The 15,354-nt window shown below is 73.0% G+C and carries 15 protein-coding genes; 7 read left to right on the top strand and 8 right to left on the bottom strand.

Annotated features, from left to right (window positions below; genetic code table 11):
* The 4 genes from VK640_02665 to VK640_02650 all read right to left on the bottom strand — a co-directional run.
* A partial coding sequence (locus VK640_02665; GenBank protein HTE72085.1) for a DUF222 domain-containing protein occupies positions 1–477 on the bottom strand: 477 nt, incomplete at its 3' end.
* A gap of 101 nt (positions 478–578) precedes the next feature.
* On the bottom strand, positions 579–1,523 hold the full coding sequence (locus VK640_02660; GenBank protein ID HTE72084.1) for a TIGR03621 family F420-dependent LLM class oxidoreductase: 945 nt from the start codon (positions 1,521–1,523) through the stop codon (positions 579–581).
* A 14-nt stretch (positions 1,524–1,537) separates the two neighbouring features.
* On the bottom strand, positions 1,538–2,170 hold the full coding sequence (locus VK640_02655; protein HTE72083.1) for an SIMPL domain-containing protein: 633 nt from the start codon (positions 2,168–2,170) through the stop codon (positions 1,538–1,540).
* A complete protein-coding gene (locus VK640_02650; GenBank protein HTE72082.1) occupies positions 2,163–2,504 on the bottom strand; it encodes a GtrA family protein in 342 nt (113 codons plus the stop codon). Before VK640_02650 ends, VK640_02655 begins: the two co-directional genes overlap by 8 nt.
* On the opposite strand from VK640_02650, the gene VK640_02645 reads away from it, so the two are divergent.
* Positions 2,493–2,855: a hypothetical protein gene (locus tag VK640_02645; GenBank protein ID HTE72081.1), complete on the top strand. Its 363-nt coding sequence runs from the start codon at positions 2,493–2,495 to the stop codon at positions 2,853–2,855. The genes VK640_02650 and VK640_02645 overlap by 12 nt on opposite strands.
* Positions 2,856–2,861: 6 nt before the next feature.
* Here VK640_02645 and VK640_02640 read toward each other — a convergent pair whose 3' ends face one another.
* Positions 2,862–6,251, bottom strand: a complete 3,390-nt coding sequence (locus VK640_02640) for an adenylate/guanylate cyclase domain-containing protein (protein HTE72080.1) — start codon at positions 6,249–6,251, stop codon at positions 2,862–2,864.
* 358 nt (positions 6,252–6,609) lie between these two features.
* Between VK640_02640 and VK640_02635 the strand changes: the two genes are divergently transcribed.
* The 5 genes from VK640_02635 to VK640_02615 all read left to right on the top strand — a co-directional run bounded on the left by VK640_02635 (position 6,610) and on the right by VK640_02615 (position 12,508).
* Entirely contained in the window at positions 6,610–8,649 is a 2,040-nt protein-coding gene (locus VK640_02635) for an AAA family ATPase (GenBank protein ID HTE72079.1), read from the top strand.
* Positions 8,646–9,272, top strand: a complete 627-nt coding sequence (locus VK640_02630; GenBank protein ID HTE72078.1) for a metal-dependent phosphohydrolase — start codon at positions 8,646–8,648, stop codon at positions 9,270–9,272. The genes VK640_02635 and VK640_02630 overlap by 4 nt, the downstream gene beginning before the upstream one ends.
* Before the next feature lie 46 nt (positions 9,273–9,318).
* Entirely contained in the window at positions 9,319–10,812 is a 1,494-nt protein-coding gene (locus VK640_02625; protein ID HTE72077.1) for a serine hydrolase, read from the top strand.
* 37 nt (positions 10,813–10,849) lie between these two features.
* On the top strand, positions 10,850–11,545 hold the full coding sequence (locus VK640_02620; GenBank protein HTE72076.1) for a DUF5995 family protein: 696 nt from the start codon (positions 10,850–10,852) through the stop codon (positions 11,543–11,545).
* Positions 11,546–11,785: 240 nt separating this feature from the next.
* Positions 11,786–12,508, top strand: coding sequence for a VOC family protein (locus VK640_02615; GenBank protein HTE72075.1), 723 nt, complete (start codon positions 11,786–11,788; stop codon positions 12,506–12,508).
* A gap of 26 nt (positions 12,509–12,534) precedes the next feature.
* Here VK640_02615 and VK640_02610 read toward each other — a convergent pair whose 3' ends face one another.
* Together VK640_02610 and VK640_02605 are read right to left on the bottom strand one after the other, a co-directional pair.
* Positions 12,535–13,938: a low temperature requirement protein A gene (locus tag VK640_02610; protein HTE72074.1), complete on the bottom strand. Its 1,404-nt coding sequence runs from the start codon at positions 13,936–13,938 to the stop codon at positions 12,535–12,537.
* Positions 13,939–14,300: 362 nt separating this feature from the next.
* Positions 14,301–14,561 carry a DUF4031 domain-containing protein gene (locus tag VK640_02605; protein HTE72073.1) on the bottom strand — a complete coding sequence of 87 codons (261 nt, stop codon included), beginning with the start codon at positions 14,559–14,561 and terminating at the stop codon, positions 14,301–14,303.
* Positions 14,562–14,585: 24 nt separating this feature from the next.
* Here VK640_02605 and VK640_02600 point away from each other — a divergent pair, with 24 nt between their 5' ends.
* Positions 14,586–14,951, top strand: a complete 366-nt coding sequence (locus VK640_02600) for a hypothetical protein (protein ID HTE72072.1) — start codon at positions 14,586–14,588, stop codon at positions 14,949–14,951.
* A gap of 23 nt (positions 14,952–14,974) precedes the next feature.
* Here VK640_02600 and VK640_02595 read toward each other — a convergent pair whose 3' ends face one another.
* Positions 14,975–15,250 (bottom strand): hypothetical protein, encoded by a 276-nt coding sequence (locus VK640_02595; protein ID HTE72071.1) that lies wholly within the window; start codon positions 15,248–15,250, stop codon positions 14,975–14,977.
* Between the last annotated feature and the right edge of the window lie 104 nt (positions 15,251–15,354).

Here is a 15,354-nt window from a genome sequence, read left to right as displayed (position 1 = left end):
GAGGACCTCGGGCTCGATCAGGGCGACCGCCTGCGCGGGGGCCGGGCCGCGGTGCCCCCCGGAGCTGGTGGTGTGGATGCCGTCGGCGATGACCTGGGCGTGCCGGGCGGTGATCTCCCCCGCGGCCAGCGCCGCCACGGTGCCGGGCAGCAGCCCGCCGCGCAGCGCCCGGGCGGTGCGCACCGCCCCGGCCGCCTCCGCCGGGGTCACCGTCACCGTCGACCGCAGCCACGCCCCGGTGGTCAGCGCCCCGTCGTGCACGCACGACCCGCGTGCGTCGACCTCGCCGACCGCGGCCAGCACGACGGCGTCGATCAGGGCCTGGACGGCCCGCCCGGTCGCGACCAGCTCGCGCAGCTCCTCGTGCGACAGGTCCCGGACCGCGCCATCCGCCAGCGCCGCGGCCAGCGCCCGACTGTCGGACTCGACCTGCTTCATCGCGACCCCGAGGGTCACGGCGCTGGTCGAGTCCTCCATGAGACGAACCTACCGGCAACCCCGGACATGACGAGCGCATCATCCACACTCGAAAGCCGTTGTGCACAAAGGGGTTCTGCGCATGACAGGCGCCCGCGCGGTCAGGTGCCGGCGAGGCGCTGCACCACCGGCGCGAGCTCGTCGAGCTCGCCGACCAGGAACGACGAGATGCCGAGGCGGTCGCGTAGCTCGGTGAACTTCTCGACGAAGCGGTCGTGGGAGCCGATGTAGATGTGAGGCGACGCGATGACCTCGGCAACGGACAGCTCGATCCCGCTCCGTTCAGTCAACGCCGCGACGACCTTCGCCGCCTCGGCCTCGAGGTCGTCGGTGACGGTGATCGGCCAGAAGGACGGGTAGACGTTCAGCGTCAGCTCCCCGAACCGCGCGCCCGCCGCTTCCCGCACCCAGCCGATCTTCTCCTCGGTCGCGGCCCACGTGTACGACCTGGGGTCCGGCACACCGCCGCGCAGGATCCGTGGCGCCAGGCCGACGGTGTGCGCCTCTCGCGCCGCCAGCTCGAGAGTCGTCCGGCCGCCACCGCCGACGAAGAACGCCGGATGCGGCTGCTGAACCGGCTTCGGCTCCGCGTCGTAGTCAGTGATCGTGTAGTGCTCGCCGGCGAACGAGAACGGGCCGGCCGCGAAGCAACCCTTGATGACGGCCACCGACTCGGCCAGCCTCGCCTGCCGCACCGGGACCGGGTCGAAGGGCAGCCCGATGGCGGCATACTCCGCACCGTTCCAGCCGGCGCCGATCGCGACGTCGAGGCGGCCCTCGGACAGGACGTCGAGCGTGGCCAGCTCCTGGGCGAGGACGGCCGGGTGGTGGAGGTCGTTGTTGTGCACGAAGGCGCTGATCCGGATCCGTTCGGTGAGCGCCGCGACGGCGGCCAGGTAGGGCACTGGTGCGAGCTGGCCCACCAGGTGGTCGGGCAGCACGAACGTCGTGACGCCGAGCGCCTCCGCCGCCCGCGCCCTCTCTCCGAGTTCGCGTGCGCTCGACACGTCGAACGCGTCGGCGAGGAACGTGAAGGGTCGCGGCATCAGGTCGGTCCAGGTCAGTCAGGTCGGTCCGGGTCAGTGAGGTCGAAGCGCACCTGCAGCGACACGGTCACCGTGGCCTCTCCGGCCTCCACCGGCATTGCCGCTGCGCGCACGCCCTTAGTCGCCATCGCGATCGGGCGCGGCATCCCCGGCTCGGCCACAGTGGAGATCCGGCGTACGGCGCCCAGCTCCCGCCCGGCGAGCGCCGCGAGGTGCTGCGCCTGCGACCGGGCATCGGCTACGGCGCCTGCGCGGGCCTCCTCCAGGGCGCCCGACGGGTCGGAGACCGCGAGGGAGACGCCCAGCAGCCGCGCCGCGTCGCCGCCAGCCGCGAGGACGTCGCCGAGCACCGCGCCGGACCCGTCCATCTCCCGCACGGTGACGGTCAGGCCGAGCCACGCGCGGTAACCGCTCGGTCGGCCCTGCTGGTCGTGGTGCTGCCCGACCGACATGTCCTCGGTCCGTAGCTCGTCGTCGAGGACTCCGGCGGTGCGGGCCGCCTCGGCCATCGCGCGGGAAGCGGACTCGCCGGCCGCGAGGGCGGCAGCCACGTCGGGGCCGGTCCCCTCGGCCCCGAGCCGGGCCACCATTCGGTCCGGCCGGGCCTGCGCCGTGCCGGTGCCGGACACGTCGATGCGATCACTCATGCGCCGAGCCTGCCACGCCGGCCAGGACGCCGGTCGGCTCGTCGTCCCTCTCCGGGACACCGGTCGGCTCGACGAACACGAACCGGCGGTACGACCAGAAGTGGACCGCGGTGCCGAGGACGAGCCCGACGACGTTGGCGGCGACGTCGTCGGCCAGGGCCGACCTGAAGCCGAGCAGGTAGTGGGAGACCGCCAGGCAGGTCAGCGCGATCCCGAGCCCGACTCCGTTGAACAGGAAGAAGAGCGAGTACTCGCGGGACGATCGGAGGAGCCACCCATGAGGAGCAGCACCCTCGAGGCCCGAGACGTCCTGGCCGGCCGCGTGGCCGAGCACGTCGTGGCCGTCGCCCTGGTCCGCAAGAGCCCGGAGGACCCGATCCCCTTCGCGGTCTGGTGGCGGGTCACCGACGCGCTCCGCGCCAGCACCCAGGCAGACCCGGCTGTGGCCGTCGCCGAGGTCGACGCGGCCCTCGCGGCGGTGCACGAGTCGGTGCACGGCCGGTTGCCGAGGCCGGCGTCGGACGGCTTCGCGGTGCGGCCAACCGACCCGGCCCGAGCCCTGGCGCAGGCCGAGTCGCTGGTCGCCCGGCTGGTGCTCGGCCAGACCGCCACCTCGCCGACGCTGCTGCACGTGCGGCTGGCCCGGCTGTGCCGAGCCCTGGTGGCGCTCGCCGAGCGGAGCTGACCGACGTCAGCTGGTCGGCGCCGCCGCCGCGAGCGCGTCGACCCGGTCAGCCCGGTCGAGGTTCGGCCGCGCCCCCAGCTGCTCGAACACAGGCCGGGCCATGGCGAGCAGGCGGGCCGCCTCCTCCGCGCGACCGTGCTCGACGTGGTGCTCGGCCGCCTCCAGCCGAACGGTCGCCTGCCAGAAGACGTTGCGGGTCTCCTCCAGCGTGGTCAACGCCGCGGCGTAGGTCGTGACCGCCTTGTCGTCCTCGCCGCGCGCCGAGCTCAGCCGCGCGGTGAACCGCAGCCGTTGCCCGTCCAGCAGGGGCGACCGGTCGCCCGCCGATCGACTGGCCGCGAAGTCCAGGAACTCGTCGATCGCTGCCTGGTCACGCAGCGCGAAGGCGGCCTCGAGCGACTCGATCAGCCCCTCGATCGGGGCGCGGGCGATCAGTCCGAGGGTCTCGTGCGACGCCAGCGCTCGCCGGGCCAGGTCCAACGCCTCCTGCGGTCGGCCCTCCGCCCGGGCGATGGCGGCGAGCACGCCCTGCTGGGCTGCCCGGTTCTGCACGTTCTCGGAGTCCGCGGCGTCGGGGAGGCGGGCGAGGAACGCCTTGGCCCCCTCGGTGTCCCCGCGCCGGACCAGAGCCCCCGCAGCCGGCACCAGCTCGACCACGACCAGCTGGAGGGTGGTGAGGTGCTCGTCGGCGATCACCGTCTCGGCCGTCGCCAGCGCCTCGTTCCAGCGGCCCAGCGTGAGCAGCGCGTTGATCGACCCGGCCTGCATCGACAGGTCGTAGAACTTGTCGCCAACCCGCCGGGCGTAGCCAAGGCCGACCCGGTAGGTCTCCAGCGCCTGGTCGATCCGGCCGACGTCCGCCTGCCGCTCGGCCAGGTTGAAGTAGGCCCGCAGAGCCGCGCCGTGACGGTCGGCGCCCAGCGCGACGGAGAGCGCCTTCTCGATCAGGGCGTCAGACTCGACCGGACGGTGCGCGGTGAGCAGGATCAGGCTCTTGGTGTTCAGCGCCTGCGCCAGGGTCTCGGGCAGCATCAGCCGCTCGGCGATCGCCAGCGCCCGCTCGAGGTGCGGCTGACCCTCCTCGCCGCGGCCGACGAAGAACATCAGGCGGCCCAGCTGGGCCGAGACCTCGGCGATGTCGGCATCCGGCTGCTCGGTGGACAGGACCTCCAGCGCCCCCTGCATCCGGTCGATCGCAGCCAGCAGACTGCCCTCGTAGAAGTCGACCTCGGCCAGCTCGGCGGACACCCGGGCGGCGGCGTGGGCCTGGCCCTCTCTGTCGTACGCCGCGAACGCCCGGTCGAGATGAGCGCGGGCCTCGACGGCCCGGCCGGCTGTCGCAGCGGCTGCCCCGGCACGCTCCTCGAGCCGGGCCCTCCCCAGCGCGTCGTCGGTGAGCTCGAGAGCCTGCGTGAAGTAGCGCAGCGACTCGACCGGCGCGGCCAGCCCGGCGGCCCGGTCACCGGCCCGCAGCAGCATCTCGCGCGCCCTGGCCCTGGTCTGCGCGGCGTCAGGTGCGTCCGGGACCGCGTGCAGCGCTTCGATGTAGTGCGCAGCGATGAGCTCGACCACCTCGTGGTCGTCGACCGCCTGGTCGGACTCCAGGTGGGCTGCGACCGCCAGGTGCTTGGCCCGCCGGTCGTGCCGGGAGAGCGTGTCGTAGGCGACCTTCTGCAGCAGGTCCTGGACGAACTCGTACTGCCCGCGTTCCGGCGACCGCGGGTCGCTCGTGACGGTGAGGATCTCGCGGCGGACCAGGACGGCCAGCGACTCGGCGAGCGGCGCGAGCGGCTCGCCGGACACCGCGGCAAGCGCCTCGGGCGTGAACGACTTGCCCAGGACCGCGGCGTCCTCCACCAGCAGGCGCTCGGCCTGCCCGAGCCCGTCCAGCCGGGCGGCGATCAGGCCGTGCAGGGTCTCGGGCACCTGCAGGTCGGTGATCGGTCCGGTCGGCCGGTACTCGTCGCCGACCTGCGCGAGCTGACCCTGGTCGATCAGCATGCGGACCGTCTCCACGGCGTAGAGCGGGATTCCTTCCGCCCGGTCGAGGATCGCCCTGGTCACGGTCGCGGGCAGACCGGGCACGAGCCCGGCGAGGAGCTGCTCCATGGCGTCGGGGCCGAGCGGGTCGAGGTACTGCGAGGTGAAGTTGCGGCGGCCCGAGCCCCAGGTGGGCCGCCGGTCGACCAGCTCGGGACGGGTCAGGGCCAGCACGAAGATGGGGTGGTTGCGCGACCACTCGAGCAGGTGGTCGACGAAGTCGAGCAACGACGTGTCCGCCCACTGCAGGTCCTCGAAGACCAGGACCACCGGACCGCTGTCCGACATCCGCTCGACGAACAGGCGCCAGGCCGCGAACTGGTCGTCCTGGCCGGTGGTGGGGCGGTCGTCGAGGCCCAGCAGCTGCGCCAGCCGCGGCTCGATCCAGCGCCGCTCCTCGGGGTCGGTGACGAACTCGGCGAGCGTGGCGGCGAGCTTGGCGGCGACCGCCTCGGAGGGCTCACCCTCCACCGATCCCACCCGCATCCGCATCATGTCGGCCAGCGCCCAGTAGGTGACGCCCTCGCCGTAGGACAGGCACCGGCCGTGGTGCCACCAGACGCCCTCGGCCAGCCCGTCGACGTACTTCTCGAACTCCCACGCCAACCGCGACTTGCCCACGCCTGCCACCCCGCTGACCGTCACGAGCTGGGGGGTGAGGTGGTCGACCGTGGAGTGGAAGAGGTCCTTGAGCATCCGCAGCTCGCGGTCCCGCCCGACGAACGGCGCCTCGAGGCCTTCGACCCGCATGACCCCGCTGCGGCCGGCCACCACCTGCAGGGCCCGGAACAGCGCCATCGGCTCCGCCTTGCCCTTGAGCTCGTGCGTGCCGGCCGGCTCGTAGCGCACCGAGGCGTCGGTCGCCCGCCGGGTGGCGTCGCCGACGAGGACCGCGCCGGGCGGTGCCACCGACTGCACCCGGCTGGCGGTGTTCACCAGGTCACCGGCGACCATGCCCTCCGTCGCCGCTCCGAGGCTGACGGCTGCCTCACCGGTGAGCACTCCCGCGCGTACCTTGAGGTCGGTCGCACCGACGTCCTCGCCGAGCGCGCTCACGGCCGCGACCAGCTCGAGCGCGGTGCGCACCGCCCGCTCGGCGTCGTCCTCGTTGGCGACCGGCGCACCCCACACCGCCATGACGGCGTCGCCGATGAACTTCTCGACCACACCGCCGTGGCGGACGACCAGCGTGCGGCACACCTCGAAGTACCGGGTCAGCAGCTCACGCACCTCCTCGGAGTCACGGGACTCCGACAGCGTGGTGAACCCGACCAGGTCGGCGAAGAGGACCGAGACCAGCCGACGCTCCGCCGCCGGGACCTGCCTCGCCGCGTCGGCGGACACGGGCGCGGCCACCGGGGAGAAGTCGGGGGCCGGCGACGACAGCGTCAGGGCGGTGCCGCACTCGGCGCAGAACTTTGTCCCTGTCGAGGGCGCCCCGCACCCCGGGCAGCTGCGGACGAGCGGCGTGCCGCACTCGGCACAGAACTTGGCGCTCGGACCGGCCGCCGTCCCGCACGCCCCACACGTCATGCCGGGCAGCATCCTCCCTTCGGATGTCGGACGTGGAGCGATCGGGCAATACCCAGCGAGCGGATGCCTGACCTCGCCAGTGAGCAGGGCCTGAGGAGTAGGCTCGTCCACCCACCCGAGACCCCAGCCGAACGAGGATCCGGCAGCCGCCGCTGCCGGCCGACGAAAGGCCTCCTCCCGCGTGCCCGCCGCTCCCGAGGACCCGGCCGCCCCCGTCGACAGGGTGCTGTCCGCGGAGCGCGCCTATCTCGCGACCGCCCGAGCCGACCTGGCCGCGATGCGTGCGGCCACTCTCGCGCTCGACGCCCGCGGCGGTGACGCCGTGTCCGAGGCCTACCTCGCGGCCAGCCTGCACAAGCGGGTCCAGGCCCTGACCGACGATGCCGAGACCCCGCTGTTCTTCGGCCGGCTCGACCTCCGGCCGGACGCGGCACGCGACACCGGCGAGCGGTTCTACATCGGCCGCCGGCACGTGCACGACGACGACGGCGACCCGGTGGTGATCGACTGGCGGGCCGACGTGTCCACGGCGTTCTACCGCGCGACCCGCGACCACCCGATGGACGTCCTGCTGCGCCGGCGATTCGGCTTCGAGCGTGGCCACATCACCGCCTACGAGGACGAGCACCTGCTCGACCGCGCGGAGACCGAGGCGCGCAGCCGGATCCTGGTCGGCGAGATCGAGCGGCCACGCGTCGGACCGATGCGCGACATCGTGGCGACGATCCAGCCGGAGCAGGACCTCATCGTCCGCGCCGACGTCGCGCAGACCATCTGCGTGCAGGGCGCACCGGGCACCGGCAAGACCGCGGTGGGTCTGCACCGGGCGGCGTACCTGCTCTACACCTTCCGGGACCGGCTGCGCCGCGGCGGAGTCCTCGTCGTCGGCCCCAACAGCGCGTTCCTGTCCTACATCTCCGCCGTCCTTCCCGCCCTCGGCGAGGTCGACGTGCGGCAGGTGACGCTGGACGGGCTGGTCGGCACCCGGGTGCCCATCCGCGCCGACGAGCCGGCGGAGGCCGCGAGGCTCAAGGGCGACCCCCGGATGGCGGAGGTGCTGCGCCGCGCGGTCTACTCCGGGCTCGTCACGCCGACCGAGCCGCTGATCCTGCCGCGCGGGTCGCGGCGGTGGCGGCTGCCGGCCTCCGAGCTCGCCGAGCTGGTCGCCGAGCTGCAGGCCCGCGACGTCCGCTACGGCGCGGCCCGCGCGATGCTCGCGCAGCGTCTCGCGCACGCGCTGCTGACCAAGATGGAGGAGACCGGCGAGTCGCCCGACGACCGGGTGCAGGACGCGGTCGCACGGTCGCAGCCGGTACGTCGTCAGGTGGACCGGCTCTGGCCCGCAGTCGACCCGGTGCGCGTGGTGATGAACCTGCTCGGCGACGCCGACCTGCTGGCCGCTGCGTCGGAGGGGCTGCTCGACGAGGACGAGCAGCGGCTGCTGGTCTGGGACAAGCCTGCGCGCGGCCCGAAGTCGGCGCCCTGGACGCTCGCCGACGCCGTGCTCGTCGACGAGGTGGCCGACCTGGTCGACCGCGAGCCGAGCCTCGGCCACGTGGTGCTGGACGAGGCGCAGGACCTCTCACCGATGCAGCTGCGCGCCGTGGGCCGCCGCTGCTCGACCGGCGCGGCGACCGTGCTCGGCGACATCGCGCAGGGCACGACCCCGTGGGCGACGGCCGACTGGGCATCGACCCTGCGGCACCTCGGCAAGCCGGACGGGCACGTCGAGGTGCTCCGCCGCGGCTACCGGGTGCCGGCTGCCGTGCTCGACCTGGCCAGCCGGCTGCTGCCGCACATGGCGCCCGGTGTCGCCGCGGCCGAGTCGGTGCGCGAGAACCCCGGCACCCTCGACGTCCGCAGGTCGGCGGACCCGGTCGCCGCCGCAGCGGGCGCGGTCGGCGACGTGCTCGCCCACCCGGGCTCGGTCGGCGTCATCGTGGCCGACGCCGACGTCGCCACGGTGGCCCGCCGCCTCGGCGTCGCGCACGTGGTGCTCGGCTCCGGCGACGAGGGCACCGCGCGGGTCACCGTGGTGCCGGCGTCCCTGGCCAAGGGCCTCGAGTACGACCACGTGGTCGTCGTCGAGCCGGCCACCATCGTGGCCGCCGAGCCGTCGGTGCGGCAGGGTCTGCGCCGTCTCTACGTGGTGCTCACCCGCGCCGTCACCGGCCTCGTCGTCGTGCACGGCGAGCCCCTCCCCGAACAGCTCGTTGCATGAGGCACCTGGCCGACGCGTGGATCCCGCTCGCCCGCCGGGTGGGCGCCCGCGACGACGTCGCGGGCACCGGCTCCGCCCTGCTCGGCCGGTGGAGCGAGCCGCACCGGGCCTACCACGACCTGGCCCACCTCGACGAGGTGCTGCGCCGCGTCGACCTGCTCGCTGGCGAGGCCGACCAACCGGACGTGGTGCGGCTGGCGGCGTGGTTCCACGACGCGGTCTACGACCCGCGGGCGACCGACAACGAGGAGCGCAGCGCCGAGGTCGCGACGGTCGCGCTGGCCGACCTCGGTCTGGCTCCGGACGTCGTGGACGAGGTCGCCCGGCTGGTGCGGCTGACCGCGACCCATGGCGCCGCGCCCGGTGACCGCGACGGCGCGGTCCTGTGCGACGCCGACCTCGCGGTGCTCGCCTCCGACAGCCTTCGCTACCAGTCGTACGCCGAAGGTGTCCGCCGCGAGTACGCCCACCTCGACGACGCGACCTTCGCCAGGGGGCGTGCCGACGTCCTGCGGCGGCTGCTCGACCGGCCGCAGCTGTTCACGACGTCGTACGGCCGACGCGAGTGGGAGCAGCGCGCTCGGGCGCACGTCGCTGTGGAGCTGCGCTCCCTCGCCGACTGATCGCTGACTGATCGCCGAACTCGGCGGCCCGGCGTAGGGTCGCGACGTGGACCTGGGTCCTGGGCGCCTCCAGGGAATCGTGGAGGACGACCTGTGGCCGCTGGTGGAGACGTTCCTCGACGCTCACGACGCGGCGGGTCTGGCCGTCGCGGTGGTGCGCGACGACGAGGTCGTCGCACGTGGGTTCGGCGTCCGTGACGTCGGCAGCGGCGCGCCGGTCACACCCGAGACGATGTTCCACCTGGCGTCGGTGTCCAAGCCGTTCGTGGCCACCGCGATCGTCTCGTTGGCGACGGCCCGGGACGGCGCCGGACCGGTGCTCGACCTGGATGCCCCGGTCACGGAGTGGGTACCCGAGCTGACCCTGGCCGACGGTCGGGTGTCCGAGGTCACCGCCAGGCGACTGTTGAGCCACAGCAGCGGTCTCCCCGACGTCTCGGACTACGGCTGGCACGACCCGCAGCTCAGCGACGACTCCCTCAGCGACTTCGCACGCAGCCTGTCGGGCTGGCGGCTGCAGTCGGAGCCCGGCTCCGCGTTCTCCTACTCGAACGCCGGCTTCGAGATCCTCGGGCTGCTGCTGGCAAGGGCGACGGGCAGGACGTTCGAGGAGGCCGTCCGGGCGCAGGTCCTGATCCCGCTAGGGATGCGGGAGAGCACGTTCCTGCTCAGCGAGGTGCCGCGGCACCTGGCCGCCGCACCGCACGTGGGGAGGCCGCTGACGGTGCCCGACGGCGCCTACCCCTACACCAGACGCCATGCCCCCAGCTCGACCCTGCACTCCAACGTGCTCGAGATGTGCCGGTGGCTGGTGGCCCACTTCCAGCCGGCCGCTCCGACCGAGGTGGCGGCGGAGGGCTCCGAGCGGCAGCGTGCACGGCTGGACCCCGGGCTGGTCGACGTCATGTCCCAGCCGGTGGTGCCGGTGGGGCGCCCCCCGTGGGAGGAGTCCGCCTCGCTCGGCTGGGCGGTGGGCCGCTACCGCCGGCACCGGACGCTGGGTCACAGCGGCGCGGACCCAGGATTCGGCTCGAGGGTGGTGCTGGTGCCCGACCGGCGGACCGGGGTCGTCGTGCTGGCCAACTCCAACACCGTGCCGACGTCGTACATCTGCGCGGCTGCGCTCGACCTCGCCCTCGCCGACGGTGCGGGTGAGGGCGTCGCGTCGATGCGTGCCCTGCTTCCCTCGGTCGTCGGTCCCGTCGCCACGGTGCTGTCGTCGTCGGGGCCGGACGCCGCGAAGGCGGCGTTCCACCGGCTGGCCGCGGTCGAGCCGGCCGAGTTCGACCTCGACGACGACGGGTTCGAGGGAGCCGTCTGGGGCGCGATCGAGCTGCACCGTACGGAGCTGGTCTGGCCACTGCTGCAGGTGTGGACCGAGCTGCGTCCGGACTCGTCAACGGCCTGGACGATGACCGGTTGGGCCCATCAGGTCGACGGTCGACCGGACCTGGCGAGGAGCCTCCTCCGACGCGCTCTCGAGCTCGATCCCGACAACGACGACGCCGCGCTGATCATCGGCAACCTGCCCCCGGCATGAACCGGTCAGCCGGCGATCGCCGCGCTACGTTGAGGGCATGACGGCCGCAGAGTCATCCGTGCAGGACGTCATCGCGCGCCTCCTACGCATCGACGCCGAGCTGCCGCCCGGCGACGGAGCGGCCGTGTTCAACCGGATGTACCTCACCGTGACGGAGGCGGTCGCAGCCGGGCTCTCGCGCGGCACCGTGTTCACCGACCCGACGTTCATGGAGCAGCTCGACGTGACGTTCGCGTCGCTCTGGATCGAGGCGTACGACGCAGACGCCCGCGACGCGAACGGCGTGCCGAGAGCGTGGGCGGCGCTCTTCGAGCATCGGCACGACCGGTCGGTGTTGCCCGTCCAGTTCGCCCTCGCAGGGATGAACTCGCACATCGGGTTCGACCTTGCTGTCGCAGTCATCAAGACCTGCCAACAGCGGGACACCTCGCCCGAGAGTCCCGGGGTCCGGGACGACTACGAGGCGGTCAACCAGCTGCTCGCGGCCGGCGAGTCCGAAGTCCGCCGGTCGTTCCTCACCGCGGCCGGGCGGGAGCTGGACGCGCACGTCGGCCCGGTCGTCCATCTCGTCAGCTCGTGGAAGATCGACAAGGCTCGTGACGTCGCCTGGGTCAATGTCGAGGCCATGTGGGCCATCCGTCACCTGGGCACCCTGGCCCGCCGCTACCGGGCCGCCCTGGCCCGCACCGTCGGCATGGGGTCGCGACTCTTGCTCACTCCGCAGCTGCCGTGACCGGTGCAGGTCGACGCGCCGGCAACGGCGTGACCGCGACCATGCCTACGACTATGACCACCACTACGCCTATCGCGAATCCGCGACGAGGCGCTCCATCGCCGCAGCGTAGAGCGGCAGTGCGGCGCACCCGCGCAAACAGGTTTGTGCTGCCCGCGACGCGCGACCTAGCGTTGGTCGCCCTGCCAGACGGGACGCACGTGCGGGTCCGCGGTCGTTCCCCGGTCGGAGGAGAACTTCATGACGCTGCGCCCCGTGGCGCTCTGCATCGACGCGAACGACCACGCCCGCCTCGCGCGCTTCTGGGCCGGCGTCCTGCGCCGGGAGACGTTCGACGACCGGGACGACGGCCTGGTGCTCCTGCCGAGTGACGAGAACGACCTGCGGATCGAGTTCCAGACGGTGCGGGAGCCGAAGACCGGCCCGAACCAGATGCACTTCGACCTGACGAGCACGTCGCTCGCGGACCAGCAGGCGACGGTGGAACGGGCCCTCGTCCTCGGCGGCCGGCACATCGACGTCGGGCAGCTGCCCGACGAGGAGCACGTGGTGCTGGCCGACCCGGAAGGCAACGAGTTCTGCGTCATCGAGCCGGGCAACACGTTCCTCGCCGACTGCGGCTTCATCGGAGCCCTCTCCAGCGACGGCATGCAGGAGGTCGGCTACTTCTGGAGCGAGGCTCTCGGCTGGCCGTTGGTGTGGGACCAGGACGGCGAGACGGCGATCCAGTCGCCGCACGGCGGCCGGAAGATCACCTGGGGCGGCCCGCCCCTGGCGCCGAGGACCGGGAAGAACCGGCTGCACCTCGACCTCGCCCCGCCGGTCGGCGGCGACCAGGCGACAGAGGTCGAGCGCCTCCTCTCACTCGGCGCGACGCGTGCCGACATCGGTCAGGGCGACGTCAGCTGGGAGGTGATGGCCGACCCCGGCGGCAACGTGTTCTGCGTCCTGAGCCCGCAGTGACACGCCGGGAGTGACCCCGGTGAGCGTCAGGCCAGACCCGCGTCGTGGGTCTGGTGCCTGATCCGGTCCCGCTCCTGGGCCAGCCGCAGCGCCTCGTAGGAGATCAGCGCCGCCAGCACGAACGCCAGGGTCGCCAGCGCCACCAGGGCGGGCACGGCGTGCGCGACCGGCAGCAGCGCGATCAGCAATGCCGACGCCAGCAGCCGCTGCACGTTCCAGCCGCCGATGTTGCGTCGGCGAAGGGCCGAGAGCGCCACGAGGTACAGGACCGCGCCTCCGTACAGCGCGACCAGCGGCACCCAGGACAGGGACTCGCCGAGGTCGTGGTGCTCGGTGTCGGCGACGTACTCGAGGACCTTCTTGACGCCCAGGGCGAGGTAGACGATGCCGGCCAGCATCGGGAAGTGCAGGTAGGTGTACGAGTCCCGGGCCAGCCGGCTGCGCGGCTCGCCCTGCAGCCCGGCGAGCACCCGCTCGGCGACCAGCGCGACGACGTCGAAGTAGACCCACCACAGCGCCACCGACACGAGCAGCGCCAGCATCGCCGCGACCACCACCGCGACCGTGACCGGGTCGTCGGCGACACCGGCACCGACGGCCACGACCGACTCGCCCAGCGCAACGATGATGATCAGCCCGTGCCGCTCGGCGAAGTGCGCGGCGCTGTAGACGCGCCAGCCCTCGGTGCCGGCGAGGAAGACGCCGCCGTAGTCGACGACCAGCGCGAGCACCCACAGTGCGGTCTGCCACGGCGGACCCACGGCGCCACCTGCGACGAGCAGCAGGCAGGCGACCGCGGTCGGGATCGCGGTGACGAACAGCCGCCGACGCAGCGCGCGGTCGTCACCGGCTGCGACGACGTACACGGCGAGATGGGCGAGCCGCACGGTCGCGTAGCACGCGGCGAGCACGAACGGCCCGAACAGCCCACCCGGCTTGTCGACGAAAGACTCGGGGATCGCGAGGGCGACGACGAACAGCGCGCCCATCGTGACCACCATCGCCAGGCGCAGCAGCCCCTCGTCGGCCTTGGCCTGGTTGCCGAGCCACGCGTACGACGTCCAGCCGAACCAGAGCAGCGCCATCAGGACGAGCCCACGACCGAGCCCGCGCGCCGTCGGGTCGTCGGCCATCAGCTGGGTCACCTGGGTGATGGCGAAGACGAACACCAGGTCGAAGAACAGCTCGAGCGTGGTGACCCGGTGCGACTCGTCGGTCGACCGCACCACGAGAGCAGGGGAGCGCAGCACGGGCGCCAGCGTGACACCGGATCCGGCCGTCGTCACCTGCTGTCCGCTGACGGCGGAAGGCTGCCGCCGCGCCGCCCTCGCCGTCGCGGCGGTCCTCGCCACCGTCGCTCCGGCCAGCGCCGCACCCACGAAGAAGGGCCAGACGGTCGTCACGGCGAGCGCGTCCGGGCTGGCGTTCACGTTCCCGATCGTCGGCCGCACCGGTGACGCCGTGTTCCATGTTCCAGCACGTCGGCGGCCTGTCCCTGACCGCCGGCGAGACGGTCGTCACGCTGTCCAACTTCTGGATCGACACGGACAGCGGCGTCGTCAGCGGCGTCGTCGACGACCCGGTCCGCGTCCCGCTGTTTCACCCTGGGAGCCAGGAACGACGACGGTCTGGCTCTCGAGCTGACCCAGGTGGCCGCGGACTACCTGAACGGCGCGTTCGACGTCGATGTCTTCAGCGTGGGCCTGGTCATCGGCTACGGCGCACCGGCCGAGAGCGTCTGGCCTCAGCAGCATCCGCCGCGCACCGCCACGCACCCCACGGCCGGCAGAGGTCAGTGGCGGTGCGGGCGACGCAGGCCCGAGGCGCGCAGCCGGGTGATCAGCTCACGGCCGGTGACCGGCTGCGCGCCGAGCTCGATCGCCGCGTCGCGCAGCTCCTCCGGCAGGTCGTAGTGGTCGCCCTGGAACGCCCGCCTGGGGATGCCCAGGCGGTCCGCCATCTCGTGCAGCTCGTCGTACGACGTGTCGCTCACCAGGTGGCACCACAGCCGGCCGCGGGTGGGCCAGATCGGCGGGTCGACGAGGATCGCCATGCCGCAGATGGTGTCCTAGTCCTGATGGACACGGTGACCGACGCCCTGCTGCAGGCCCGCGCGAGGGTCGTACACGACCTCGCTGCCTGCTCGCTGGACACGGCGGACTGCGTATCGGTCGTCGACGAGGCCGTGTCGTCGCGGCGCTGGTGGGCGGACGAGTGGCCCGAGGGCGCTCAGTTCCTGACCTGCCTGGTCGCCCAGGACGTGCAGGAGGCGCTGCTCGACTCGACCGGGCGGTGGCCGCTCTGCCGGGCCGACCACACCGACGATGACGACGTACCCGAGCACGAGCTGCGGGTGACGCCCGACCTCGGCGAGGACCCGCACTGGATGTGTGAAGAGTCCGGCGTCGTCGTCGCCCGGGTCGGAGCCCTCGCCCACCGATGAGCTCTGGCCGGCGACATCGCCGGCTAGCGCGCCGGAGGGAGTCTGAGCGGGCCCGCAGCGGCCCGCCACCGCCGGACCCGCCAGCCGGTGTCGAAGGCCGACACGCCGGTCCAGGTGCCGAGGAAGACGGCCAGGAAGCCCCACGACAGGTCGCGCCCCCTCGCCGCCAGGAGGACCTGCACGACGCCCGTCGTGACCAGGACCACCCCGGTCTGGATGGCGAACGAGCTCCAGCTCTCCGGCTTCCCCGACTGATTCATGGCGCGCAGCTCGGCGCGAACCACGTCCCAGGTCGTCATCCGGGGCCCCCTGCCGTCGCGGTGTCGTGCGTCTCAAGGAAAGCACCGGACGATGAGTTCGGGCCGGGAATCCGGTCAGTACCTGCATGACGAGCCAACCGACG

It is taken from the genome of Actinomycetes bacterium (genome assembly GCA_035489715.1).
In the GTDB taxonomy this organism is placed as follows: Bacteria; Actinomycetota; Actinomycetes; order JACCUZ01; family JACCUZ01; genus DATHAP01.
Note: the sequence above shows the minus strand (reverse complement) of the source record. Positions and strands in the feature narration are given on the sequence as shown.